We start from the raw sequence: 12,140 nt of genomic DNA, 5'->3' as shown, positions 1-12,140 counted from the left end.
CCCGGCCGCAGTGACGGTGCCCCCGGTGCCTCCGGTGGCCTCGGGCGGCAGCAACCCGCCCGTCGTGGCGCCGGCGCGTCCGGTGCCGGATTCAGCGTGGCGCGGACGTGATGAGCAGGGGCCTATATCGCAGCAGCCACCGCAGCCGCAGCCGCAGTTGCGGGACGAGTCACGCGAGCGAGTGGAGCGGCTGGAACGGGCCGATCGCGCCGAGCGTCTTGAGCGCGCGCTCCGAGAGGAGCGAGCCGACCAAGCCCGTCGCACTGCGGAGCGTCCGGCCGAATCCATCCCTGAACGCAGCTATGGCCCGAGTCGTAACCCGGGCTTTGAGCGGCATTCGGAGCGGCATCAGGAGCGCAGCCAAGAGCGTTCCATCGAACGGTCTGTGGAGCGACCCCGAGCGATGGACATGCCTGCCGCGCCGCAGATACAGCGTCCCTCTTTTGAACCCGCCCGGCCGCCGCAGGTCCAGCAGGCGCCTCAGGCACGGGGCGATGACGCCGGCCCTCGGCGCGGGCGCGCTGAAGACAATCCGCGCTTGGGGGGTGAGCGCCGCCGCGGCGAGGTGGAACGCTGATCCGAGACGTGCTCAGCGGGTCAGCAGCGGCCTCAAGACCGGCCAGACCTGATCCAGCATGACCGGCTGAGCCTTGGCCAATGGGTGGATGCGATCGGGCTGGAACCAGTCCATGGCGTCGGGGCGATCGGCCACGCCTTTCAGCAAGAAGGGCACCAAGGCGGTTTTCTCCGCCTTGGCGACCTGTTCGAACAGGCTCGCGAACTCGCGCCCATAGCTGACGCCGTAATTGGGCGGCACTTGCATGCCAACCATCACGACCTTGGCGCCGGCCTTCTTGGCGGCTTGGCTCATGGCCGTGAGGTTCTCGCGTGTGGTTGACAGGGGCAGGCCGCGCAAGGCGTCGTTGCCGCCGAGTTCAATCACCACGACAGCGGGCTTGTGCTGCTGCAGCAGCGCCCCCAGGCGGGCTCGCCCGCCGGCGGTGGTGTCACCGCTGATGCTGGCGTTCATCACTTGATGCGGCAGCTTTTGCTCGCGCAGGCGTTGCTCCAATAGCGCCACCCAGCCATGCCCGCGCGCCAAACCGTACTCGGCCGACAGGCTGTCGCCTACGATCAATAGCACGGGCGCTGACTTGGCTGCTGAAGCATTGGCAAGACCTGACCCTGCGCTGGTGAATGCGGCTGCAAAGGCCAAGGCGCTAAAGTAGGCCCCACAATCTCGTCGTCTCAGTGTCTTCACCAGGGTTCCCGTTCAATGGCAGTCAAAATTGTTGAAGTCGATCAAGTCGGCAAGCGTGTTCAAGACGCCAGCGGCGAGTTGACGATTCTCCACGACATCTCATTCACCCTGGCGGCGCAGGAATCTGTGGCGATTGTGGGGGCTTCGGGTTCCGGCAAAAGCACGCTGCTGGCGATCTTGGCCGGGCTGGATACGCCCAGCAGTGGCACGGTGTGTTTGCGCGGGCAGGACTTGTTTGCCCTGAATGAAGATCAGCGCGCCGCTGTGCGTGGCGCCGAATTGGGCTTTGTGTTTCAGAGCTTTCAGCTGCTGCCCAATTTGACGGCACTGGAAAACGTGATGCTGCCTTTGGAACTGCGCGGTGACCGCGATGCACGGGCTTTGGCCACGCAGATGCTGGGCCGGGTGGGGCTGTCGCAGCGTTTGGGACATTACCCGCGCGTGCTTTCGGGCGGGGAGCAGCAGCGGGTGGCGCTGGCGCGCGCTTTTGTGATGCGGCCGGCCCTGCTCTTGGCCGACGAGCCGACAGGCAGCTTGGACTTCGCCACCGGTGCCGCGGTGATGGAGTTGATGTTTGAGCTCAATCGCGAGGTCGGCACGACGCTGGTGCTGGTCACCCATGACCTTGCCATTGCACAGCGCTGCCAGCGGCAATTGCGGATCGAGGCAGGCGGCTTGGCGGCTGAGGTCAAGGACGCCAGCGGCGTCTAAAGCAGGCCGGGACGCCGCAAGTTCGGCGGCCGGGCGCTAGTCGCGCTCAGCGGCGTTTGCGCAGACGGCGCCAGCGCTCGCCCTTGATCACGGCCCACCAGCCAAAGTACACGAGCAGATAGGCCAGCGCGCCCAGCACCAGGCTGGCCAGCGGCAGGCCGATCAGCAAGGGCTCGCCCAATGATTGGATGCTGGCCCACAGCGATGGCCACCAGGTCGAGGGTTGGGTCCAGTCGATGGCCAACATCTCCGGGGTCGCAATCGGGCCGGTGTGGCCCGAGGCCATGCGACCCAGCGCGATGGCCAAGCTCCAGATCGGCACCAGGGTGAACGGGTTGGTCAGCCAGGTGGCGGCCACGGCTGCGGCCACATTGGCGCGAAACACGATGGCCATCAAGGCCGCCAGCAGCATCTGCGTGGGCAGGGGAATCACGCCGACCGCAATGCCGACCGCGACCCCCATGGCGACGCGGCGGCGATGGGCCACCCATAACCAGGGGCGCGGAGCCAGGTAGCGGCCCAACCACTTCAGTCCCTGAGTCTGGGCCAAGGTGTCCGGGTGCGGCAGTATTCGACGAGCCAGTCGGGAAGCAGCCAAGCAAAATTCCTAGGTCGCGAATATCAAAAAACCCGTGCGGCCAAGGGTGGCGCTGCGCGGGTTGGGAGATGTCAGCACTTGGGGGTGGTGTTTGCCTTTAGCAAGTCCCCACCCACAGGGAACGCAAGAAAACAGTGGAGGCCAGAACCTGCCTTCTGGGCAAGGCCGGCCCCCCAAAGGGACTTAGTTTGCGAACTTGTAGTCGGTCTTGGCTTTGCTGCGCAGCTCTTGCTGGTAGGCGCCAATCTTTTGCTGGTTCAGACGCTGAAGGATTTGAGCCTTGACGTCATCGAAAGCGGGGAACTGCGCTTCGCGGGTGTCTTCCAGCTTGATGATGTGGAAGCCGAACTGCGACTTGACGGGCTCTTGGGTCATTTCGCCCTTTTGCAGCTTGGTCAGGGCTTCGGTGAATTCCTTCACATAGCTGTTGCCATTGGCCCAGTCCAGATCGCCACCGTTGGCGGCCGAGCCGGGGTCTTTGGAGTTCTTGGTGGCCAGGTCTTCAAACTTGGCGCCGCCCTTGATTTGAGCGATCAGGGCCTTGGCTTCGTCTTCCTTCTCCACCAGGATGTGGCGGGCGCGGAATTCCTGGCCGCTGTTCTGGGCCTTGAACTTGTCGTACTCGGCCTTGGCATCGGCGTCGCTGACCGGGTTCTTCTTGGCGTAGTCGGCGAACAGCTCACGGATCAGAATGCTCTGACGGGCCATTTCCATCTGGGCCTTGTAGTCGGCGCTGGCGGGGATGCCGCGCTTTTCGGCTTCTTGCAAGAAGATCTCGCGCAGCACAACTTCGTCCTTGACCTGAGCTTCCAACTCCGGCGAACGCTGCTGCTGGCCGGACTTGGTGACCTGGGCAATCAGCTGTTCGGCACGGGCCTTGGGCACCGGCTTGCCGTTGACGATGGCGATGTTTTGCGCGCTGGCCGACAGCGGCAGCAGGGCGGCGGACAGGGCCACAGCGGCGAACAAATTCTTCTTCATGGAGATAGGCGCTTGGTTGGGCTAAAAAAATGGCGCCTGTGAGGGCGCTCGAAGGGCAATAGGGTGCGGAACTCGATGTTTCAGGCTTCGTCCGGTGCGCGTGCGTCAATCGCCAGCGCATGGATGCCTTGTTGCATCAACTCTGCCAGGCAATGATATACGAGCCGATGCCGGGCCACTCGGTTAAGGCCGGTAAAGCGGGCGCTGACGATGCGCAGACTGTAGTGGCCGCCTTCTTTGGCGCCAGCGTGGCCAGCGTGCTGGTGGCTGTCGTCTTGCAATTCCAGCGCGCTGGGCTCCAGGCTGCTGCGCAAGCGGGCTTCCATTTCTTGCATGCTTGCTTTGGGTGTCATGGTTTGCTGCTTTCTTGTGGGGTGTCGCCTCCATCCTTGTCGGATGGGTCAGGCAGGTGGCGGCTCAGGTAAAGGCCTTGAGCCACGGTGAAAACCAGGATCAGGCCGGTGGTGCCAAAGGCTTTGAAGTTGGCCCAAGCGGAGGTCGAGTAGTTGTAGGCCACATAGAGGTTGAGCGCACCCATACTGGCGAAAAACAGCACCCAGGCGCGGTTCAGGTTCAGCCAAACCAGACTGGGAAGCTGCAACTCGGCCCCCATCATGGTCTTGATCAGGTTTTTGCCCCAGAACGCTTGTGAGGCCCAGAACACCAGGGCCATGGCCCAGTACAGGCCGGTGGGCTTCCATTTGATGAAGGTCTCGTTGTGAAACCAGACGGTGGCGCCGCCCAAGATCACCACCAGGCCCAGGCTGATCCAGAGCATCAGATCAATCTTCTTGCCCCGCAGCTTGATGATCAAGACTTGCGTCAAGGTGGCCAGCATCACGACCAGCGTGGCCAGCAAAACGGGGCCTTCTTCCAGACCGACGCTGCCGCCCGAGACCAGAAAGCCGAAATGCTCGGTGGCAAAAGCCGCCGCCCATTCCTTGTGTGATTCGGCGTACTTGAAGGTGCCGAAGAACAGGATCAGCGGCAGAAAATCGAGGAAGAGCTTCATTCGCAGCGGGCTTCAAAAAGGGGAACACCGGCTTCGGTGCGTCACACCGTGGCGCTCCGGCGGTCTGGCCCGTCAAGCCCTCAGGGTTTGGGGGCGAAGTCTATCGCAGCGGAATTGATGCAAAAGCGTTCGCCGGTGGGCTCGGGGCCGTCGGGGAATACATGGCCCAGATGTGAGCCGCATTGATTGCAGCGCACCTCGACCCGAACCATGCCGTGTGAACGGTCCACCACGCGCTCGATCACCTCGGCATTGAGGGGGGCCCAATAGCTGGGCCAGCCGCAGCCGGCGTCGAACTTGGTGTCGGGCTCAAACAGCGGCGTGCCGCAGCCGACACAGTTGTAGAGGCCATTCTTCTCGAAGTGATCCCAGTACTTGCCGCTGAAGGCGCGCTCGGTGGCCGCATGGCGCGCCACTTGGTACTGCATCGGGTCCAGTTCGGCACGCCACTGGGCATCGGTCTTGGCAACGGGGTAGGTTTTATCGGATTCGCTCATGATGAACAGCTGACCTCCAAGGTTTGGGCCCAGTCGGGCGGGAGTGCGGCGTCGCTGGCTTGCTCAGCTTCGTCGAAGGGCCGCTGCAAAACTTTCAGCAAGCGTTCGGTTTCGCTGAAGTCACCTTGCTGGGCCAATCGGATGGCGCCTTCGGCCAAATGATTGCGCAACACGACCGAGGGGTTGCAGGCTTTCATCTGCAGCGCTCGCTCGGTGTCGAGGCTGTGTTCAGCCTGCAGGCGCATGCGGTAGCGCGCCAGCCAGTCGGCCAGGGTTTGCGGATCGATGAACAGGTCGCGCAGACGCGCTGGATCGTCCTGCTGGGTCAGCGAGGCGAGCCGACGGAAGGACTGGGTGTAGTCGGCGCGTGAGGCGGCCATCAGCTTGAGCCAGTCGTCGATCAAGCGGCCATCGTCCTCATGTTCGCTGCGCAGGCCCAGCTTGGTGCGCATGCGGCTCAGCAGGGCAGAAGGGAAGTCGGTTTTGTAGGCCTCCAGGGCTTGTAGCAGCGCTTCGCCTGCCGCTTCGCGTGGCCCATCGATCAGAGGCATCAAGGCTTGAGCCAGCGCATGCAGGTTCCAGAACGCCATATTCGGTTGGCGCGCGAAGGCATAACGGCCCTGATGGTCGGAGTGGTTGCAGATGTGGCCCGGGTTGAAGCCGTCCATGAAGCCGAAGGGTCCGTAATCCAGCGTCAGGCCCAGCATGGACATATTGTCGGTATTCATCACCCCGTGGCAAAAGCCGATGGCTTGCCAGTCGGCCAGCAAGCGGGCGGTTTGTCGCGTGACTTTTTCGAGCAGGGCCACATAGGGCTGACCGTTTTCAACTCCAGCCTCAAGACACTCGGGCGCGTGATGCTGGATAAAGAAGTCAGCCAACCGGCGCAACTCGAGGTGTTGATCGCTGTGTGCGAAATGTTCGAAGTGGCCGAAGCGCAAAAAGCTAGGGGCTAGCCGGGTGACGATGGCCGCCGTTTCCAAGGTTTCGCGCCGCACCGGCAGGCTGCTGGAGGCGGTGAGGGCCAAGGCGCGGGTGGTGGGAATGCCCAAACCGGCCATGGCTTCGGAGCAAAGAAACTCCCGGATCGAGGAGCGCAGCACGGCCCGGCCATCGCCCATGCGTGAGTAGGGCGTAGCGCCAGCGCCCTTGAGTTGAATCTCCATCGGGCCGCTGGCCGTTTGGACCTCGCCCAATAAGTGGGCCCGACCATCGCCCAACTGACCCGCCCAAACACCAAACTGATGGCCGCTGTAGACGCTGGCCAAGGGGCGCATGCCGGGCCAGAGGGCATTGCCACTGAGGACTTGCAGGGCTTGTCCGTCTTCCTGGCTCCACCAATCATCGGCCCAACCCAGCTGTTCGGCACAGGCCGCGCTGCGTGCCACCCATGCGGGCTGGGGCAGACCGGAGGGGGGCAATTCGCTTGAAAACGCGGGGCCCAGTTCGGCGTAGCGATTCAGCCATTGCGCGGCGTCGGCAGGGCCGGAGGCCGTGATGGGCAGGCGAGTTGGAAGGGTGGACGAGGCAGGGAATGCAGGCATAGCGGCAGTGTAGTCAGGCCCCCCAGGCCTTCGTGGGCTTGGGGCTTTGTGGTTTGCTGCCTTTCCATTGCGTCGGCGGCTGTGCGTTGTTGCCGGGAACTCGCGGCTGTCAGTCTTGGGGCGGGTGATGCACGCCCTATACTTTTCGGGCTGTTTTATGGCTGTCACGCGGGCTCTTCCGCATCAACGCTTTGTTTGACCTTGTGCTGCGACCACGATGAAACCTTTTTTGCTGAAGAAGATTGTTCCTGGCGTGCTCGCCATCAGCCTCTTGGCTGCTTGTGGCGGCGAGAGCTATGAGACCTTGATGAGTTCGGCCAAGACCGAACTCGACAAGGGCGACAGCAAGGCGGCCATCATTCAGCTGAAGAATGCGCTGCAAAAGAGCCCGGAATCCGGCGAGGCGCGGTACCTTTTGGGCAAGGCTTTTTTGGATGGGGGCGATGCGCGCTCGGCCGAGGTGGAACTGCGCAAGGCCAGAGACGCCAAGTTTGAACCGAACCGCGTGTTGCCAGCCTTGGCGCGTGCGCAGTTGGCGCAGCAGGCTTACAAGCCGCTGATCGAGACCTTTGCAGAGACTCAGCTTGACGACGCTGCGGCGCGCGCTGATTTGCAGACCTCGTTGGCGACGGCCTATATCAGCACCGGCGTGGTGGACAAGGCCGATGCAGCGCTGGCGCTGGTGTTCAAGGCGGTGCCCGACTACACGCCCGCGGCGCTGCTGCAGGTTCGTATGAAACTTCGTGAGGGCGAGGTGCCCGCAGCCTTGCAAGGCCTGGAGGGTTTGCTCAAGCGTGAGCCCAAGCAGGCCGAGGCTTGGCGCTTGAAGGGCGACATCGTGCTGGGCAGCATCAAATCCGGTGCGGCCGGCTTTGATGTCAAAGAGGGCGTGGCTGCCTATCGTCAGGCCTTGCTGCTGAACCCCAGTGATGTGGGCTCGCATGCCGGATTGATGAATCACTGGATTGAGTCCGGTGAATTCGACACCGCGGCCGCTGATCTGGAGAAACTCAAGCAAGTCTTGCCGAAAGACCCGCAGACGCATTACTTCGAGGCACTGCTGGCGTACTCCCGCAAGGATTTCGCGGCGGCCAAGGCCCCGGTGCAGCAGTTGTTGCAACTGGCGCCGGAGAGCCCGCTGGCCTTGCAGCTTGGCGGTGCGATCGAGTATGAGTTGAAGAACTACACACAGGCGGAGGAATGGCTGGCCAAGGCCCTGAAGCTGGCGCCGAATCTGTCGGCGCCGCGCCGCATGTTGACGCAGATCTATCTGCTGAACTCCAGCCCGGCCAAGGCTGTGGCCGCGATTCAGCCGCTTTTGGCGAGCGGCACCCCGGACGCTCAGGTCTACTCTCTGGCGGGCGAGGCCTACCTCCAGAATGGCGAGAGCAAGAAGGCCGAGGCCTATTTTGCTCAGGCCGCCAAGCTCAATCCCAAGGACATGCGCAGTCGCACCCAACTGGTGTTGGGCAAGGCTGGCAATGCCAAATCGGATGAGGTGTTTGCCGATTTGAAGGCGATTTCCGACAGTGACCCAAGCTCGGTCGCCGACATCGCCATCATCCGCGCGCATTTGCAGCGGCGTGAATTGGACAAGGCCTTGGCCGCGATTGATGTGCTGGAACGCAAGCAGCCGAAGCGGCCGTTTGCGGCCAATTTGCGCGGCTTGGTGCAGTTGGCGCGCAAGGATGTGCCCGGCGCCCGGCAGAACTTCGAGAAGGCGCTCAGCTTGGATCCTGGTTTCTATCCTGCGGCGGCCTTGCTGGCGTCTTTGGATATGTCAGAGAAGAAGCCCGATGCAGCCAGGGGGCGCTTTGAGGCTTTGTTGAAGGTCGCGCCAGATAACGTCAAGGCTCATCTGGCCTTGGCCGAGCTGAAGGAGCTTGGTGGGGCCAGCAAGGATGAAGTGGCCGGCATGATCGACAAGGCCATTGCCCTCAAGCCCAATGACGCCGCGCCGCGTGTCGCCCTGGTGGAGCATCTGCTCAAGCACAAAGACTTGAAGGCAGCGCAGAACGCGGCTCAGAAAGGCATTGCGGCCTTGCCCGAAGCGCCCGAGTTGCTGGAGGTTCAAGGGCGGGTGCGGATGCTGGCGGGTGAGTACAACCAGGCGACGGAATCCTTCAATGCGCTGGCACGGCTGATGCCGCGATCACCGATGCCGCATATGCGCGTCGCCGAGGCTTATGTGGCATTGAAGAATTTGCCTTCTGCGACGACCAGCCTGAAGCGCGCCCTGGAGTTGGCGCCTGATTACTTGGTCGCGCGCAAGCGTCTGGCTGAGGTGCAATTGGCTGCAGGGGATTACAAGGGCGCGCAGGCTTCGGCGGCGTTGATGCAAAAACAAGAGTCCGGCAAAGTGGCTGGGCTGAGTCTTGACGGCGATGTGCGCGCGGCCCAGAAGGAATGGAATGCCGCTGCCGGGCTTTATCGCCAGAGCTTGGCCGCCGCCGGGCCGGATGCCAACGCCGACCTGACGGCCGCCTTGGCCAGCAAGCTGCATCACGCCTTGACACAGGTGCCCAACAAGGCGGAAGCGGAGAAATTTGCCGCCACCTGGATCAAGGATCATCCCAAAGATGCGGTCTTCTACTTCTATCTGGGCAGCGAGGAGCTGCGTCAGGAGCAGTGGGCTTTGGCTGAATCACGTTTTGCCGTGGTGCTGAAGCTGCAGCCGGAAAGTGCTCCTGCGCTGAACAATATGGCCTGGCTGCTGCTGAAGCAGGGCAAGCCGGGCGCTCTGCCCTTGATCGAGAAGGCCAATCAGATCAGCCCCAAACAGGCCGAGTTCTTGGACACGCTGTCGATGGTGTTGGAGGCAGAACAACAAGTGCCCAAGGCGATTGCGGCACAGGTTCAAGCGCTGGATTTGCAGCCGGAGAACCATGGGATGCGACTGCGCCTCGCCAAGCTCTATCTGAAGAGCGGTGACAAGTCGCAGGCGAATACGGAGCTTCAGCGTTTGGCCAAGGTGGGCAAGAACTTTGCGGGTCAGCCCGAAGTGCAGCAGTTGCTGCGTTCGCTCTAAGGCTGAGTTAAGGCGTTAAGTCAAGGCGCCGAGCCAGAGGGCTCGGCCCTCAGCCAGCTTTGCAACTGGCGGCCGAGTTGAGCGTCGCTGAGCAGGGCGATGTGGTTCATGCGGTAGCAGATCCACTGCGCTGATTTGGCAAAGCCAAGATCCCGCCGGGGATCTTCATGCTCGCCGAGCGCACTGTGCAGGGGCACCAGACCATCGCCGATCAAGCGGTCGGCCAGGCGGCCGCGTTTGGGGGCCAGCGTGGCCGCCACGGCAAAACAGTTCACGCCCGCGGGCAGCGGGGTGATCAGGCGGCGGTCGGGCTGGCGTTGGAAGCGATCCGCGCCCGACCAGTCTTCGTCGCGGACATAGCCGTGACGCAAGTCGGTAATGCCGGCGCTGCGCAGATGTCCGAGCTTGGCCAAGGGGGCGGTGAAGGGCGTGCTGCCCAGCAGCACATCGATCCAATTGCCGGCCCGCTCCAGCGGTGCGCCATGGTGCGGCGTACCCAGAAAGACGATGTTCTTCAGCAGGGGTAGCCAGCTCAGGCTTTGCTCAGCGGCGATGTGGCAAGCGCTGCGGGCCAGCAAACCGCCCATGCTGTGGGCGATGATGCTGACCTCCTCAACCGGAACCGGCCAATGATCGATCAGCGCCTGCAACTGATCGGCCAGTTCTCGGCCGTTTTGTGAGGTGTGCAGCCCGGAGTTGTAGCGCAGGTAAAGAGGGCAATAATCCATGGCCTCAGCCAGCGTTTGCCCATAATCAAGCCGCCCGTCTTGGCCTTGCCACTGAAGATCATTCATGCACAGGCCGTGAATCATCAAGAGCACCCGACCCTTGCTTGGCAAGTCTTGTGGCAGTTGCTGCCAATCCAAGGCCTGGCCTTGCCAGCGCACACTCATCGGTGTGGCCAAGGGGTTGTGGCTGGCCACCAAATGGTCGCCCATCACGCCATTCAGTGCCGCCAGCCAAGCGGCACGCTTCGGCGGGTCTGTATCGATGCTGGCGTGGGTATCCTGGGCCAGCAGGATCTCCAGCCGCGACAGGGCGAGGTCGAGGCCGCGGCCCACCAGGTGATTGACCCCGTGTACGCTGCGATAGGCCAAGCCGGTGAGGCCCCGTGTTTGGCCCGCTTGAGGCCCGCCCGGCACGCCGAGTCGGTCCCAGATGGATTGATGCACGCCTTCGACCATGCGCGCCACACCAGCGGTGGCCTGCGTGGCCAGCTTTGCCACGCCGCGCAAGTCCGAGCTTAGCGTGTGTTTTCTTTTGGGCCGTGCGTTCATGGCGTGGGCGCCTCGGATGAAAAGTCGCAAGGCGCGGCCTATTGTGAGGCTGATGGGTGCCGCCAGACGGTCCGAGCTCTGGCCAGACGCGAGCTTAGGGACGTTTGCCTAATCAGCTCACCAGGGTCAGCAGGGCGAAGACGGCCAAGACCAAGGCAATGCTGCTGACATTCAAGGCCATCAGCACAAAGGCGCGCAGCAAAGTGCTCCACCACGGGGTTTGATAGACACGGTGCAGGGCAATCACGGGATAGACCGCCGAAGCGAGGCCGGCGGCTGCCGACAGCGGTGGCCAGTCGATCAACAGCAGCAATAGCATCGCAAACCAGAAGGCATGCAGATGCAAGGCGAACACCATGTGCTCGGTGTAGTACATCCGACGATCCAAGAACAGCAGCTTCAGCCAAATGGCGAAGCAGGGCAGCAGGACAAATAGGGTGGCGCCTAGATTGTTCAGGGCACGCTCCGACAACTGCAGCAGCTCTTGGGCCATGCCGACCTGATCCAGGGTCAGACGGCGCTCCAATCGCTTGCACATGGTGGCGGGCAGTTGCTCGCAGAAGAACACCCCGTCCTTGAGCCCCGCCCGATATCCGCCCAGCCCTCCAATCTGAATATTGGCCTGTTCGCCGGTTTTCAGCTCGATGCTGCTTGCGCCGCCGGCGCCTCGAAGTTGAGGCGCCTGGTCTTCAATCTGGGCGCTGGTCATCAGCCGCAGTGAAAGCAGGGCCAGCACACTGATGGTGAGGTAAAGGCGCAGCGGCAAGACATAGTGCTTGCGCCGACCCGCCAGGTACTCCTTGGTCAACTGACCGGGTTGCAGCAGCAAGCGCCAGAGGGTGCGCCAGAGTGCGCCCTCGGTGGAGATGTAGGCGCCGCCCAATTGCTGAATGAACTCCATCAGCCCGGGCGGGCGCAGATTGCTTTCTTGCCCACAAGCACCGCAGTAATTCGGCTTGGGCACCGCAAAGCGCTCACCGCAATTGGCGCAGCGGCTGGGCTCGCCAGCGTCAGTCAGGGAGGAACTGGAGGTGGTTGGCATGGCGCATTGTCGGAGCAAAATGCGCCAGCCTCTTGAGGGCTGGGTCGCGGCAGTCACCTCCCGGCGGCAATTGTTTCATCGCAGCTACACAGAGTGTTGCTAGGCTGTGCGGAGTTCGTGGTCCGCTGGGAGCCATGTCTTCAGCTACACACGGGCAGCCAAGGCTGGAGGGTTACCATGGCTCCACAC

General features: G+C 62.7%; 11 protein-coding genes and 1 pseudogene. 3 read left to right on the top strand and 9 right to left on the bottom strand.

Annotation, left to right across the window (positions count from 1 at the left end; genetic code table 11):
• Positions 1-577, top strand: a pseudogene (locus ACOVRJ_RS13290) (hypothetical protein); the annotation flags it as partial.
• A 12-nt stretch (positions 578-589) separates the two neighbouring features.
• Here the strand turns inward: ACOVRJ_RS13290 and ACOVRJ_RS13285 are convergent.
• Positions 590-1,252, bottom strand: coding sequence for an arylesterase (locus tag ACOVRJ_RS13285; RefSeq protein ID WP_422044334.1), 663 nt, complete (start codon positions 1,250-1,252; stop codon positions 590-592).
• 24 nt (positions 1,253-1,276) lie between these two features.
• Between ACOVRJ_RS13285 and ACOVRJ_RS13280 the strand changes: the two genes are divergently transcribed.
• On the top strand, positions 1,277-1,972 hold the full coding sequence (locus tag ACOVRJ_RS13280; RefSeq protein WP_422044327.1) for an ABC transporter ATP-binding protein: 696 nt from the start codon (positions 1,277-1,279) through the stop codon (positions 1,970-1,972).
• Positions 1,973-2,018: 46 nt separating this feature from the next.
• Here ACOVRJ_RS13280 and ACOVRJ_RS13275 read toward each other — a convergent pair whose 3' ends face one another.
• The 6 genes from ACOVRJ_RS13275 to ACOVRJ_RS13250 form a co-directional block, all read right to left on the bottom strand.
• A complete protein-coding gene (locus ACOVRJ_RS13275) occupies positions 2,019-2,570 on the bottom strand; it encodes a DUF2062 domain-containing protein (protein ID WP_422044326.1) in 552 nt (183 codons plus the stop codon).
• Between the two features lie 183 nt (positions 2,571-2,753).
• The gene (locus ACOVRJ_RS13270) at positions 2,754-3,551 is read right to left on the bottom strand and encodes a peptidylprolyl isomerase (RefSeq protein ID WP_422044325.1); all 798 of its coding nucleotides are present in this window, start codon (positions 3,549-3,551) and stop codon (positions 2,754-2,756) included.
• A gap of 80 nt (positions 3,552-3,631) precedes the next feature.
• Positions 3,632-3,904, bottom strand: a complete 273-nt coding sequence (locus ACOVRJ_RS13265; RefSeq protein ID WP_422044324.1) for a BolA family protein — start codon at positions 3,902-3,904, stop codon at positions 3,632-3,634.
• Positions 3,901-4,563, bottom strand: coding sequence for a septation protein A (locus tag ACOVRJ_RS13260; protein ID WP_422044323.1), 663 nt, complete (start codon positions 4,561-4,563; stop codon positions 3,901-3,903). The genes ACOVRJ_RS13265 and ACOVRJ_RS13260 overlap by 4 nt, the downstream gene beginning before the upstream one ends.
• A gap of 80 nt (positions 4,564-4,643) precedes the next feature.
• A complete protein-coding gene (gene msrB, locus ACOVRJ_RS13255) occupies positions 4,644-5,060 on the bottom strand; it encodes a peptide-methionine (R)-S-oxide reductase MsrB (protein WP_422044322.1) in 417 nt (138 codons plus the stop codon).
• Positions 5,057-6,604 (bottom strand): protein adenylyltransferase SelO, encoded by a 1,548-nt coding sequence (locus ACOVRJ_RS13250; RefSeq protein ID WP_422044321.1) that lies wholly within the window; start codon positions 6,602-6,604, stop codon positions 5,057-5,059. Before ACOVRJ_RS13250 ends, msrB begins: the two co-directional genes overlap by 4 nt.
• 217 nt (positions 6,605-6,821) lie before the next feature.
• On the opposite strand from ACOVRJ_RS13250, the gene prsT reads away from it, so the two are divergent.
• Complete coding sequence (gene prsT, locus ACOVRJ_RS13245) at positions 6,822-9,632, top strand: XrtA/PEP-CTERM system TPR-repeat protein PrsT (protein ID WP_422044320.1); 2,811 nt, start codon at positions 6,822-6,824, stop codon at positions 9,630-9,632.
• Between the two features lie 20 nt (positions 9,633-9,652).
• On the opposite strand, the gene ACOVRJ_RS13240 is transcribed toward prsT, so the two are convergent.
• Positions 9,653-10,909 (bottom strand): esterase/lipase family protein, encoded by a 1,257-nt coding sequence (locus ACOVRJ_RS13240; RefSeq protein ID WP_422044319.1) that lies wholly within the window; start codon positions 10,907-10,909, stop codon positions 9,653-9,655.
• 112 nt (positions 10,910-11,021) lie between these two features.
• Entirely contained in the window at positions 11,022-11,951 is a 930-nt protein-coding gene (locus ACOVRJ_RS13235) for a DUF3667 domain-containing protein (RefSeq protein WP_422044318.1), read from the bottom strand.
• Between the last annotated feature and the right edge of the window lie 189 nt (positions 11,952-12,140).

The sequence above is a fragment of the Roseateles sp. genome, from assembly GCF_049240545.1.
GTDB lineage: Bacteria > Pseudomonadota > Gammaproteobacteria > Burkholderiales > Burkholderiaceae_C > Paucibacter_A.
The sequence above is the reverse complement of the archived record's forward strand: the minus strand, read 5'-3'. Positions and strand labels throughout refer to the sequence as shown.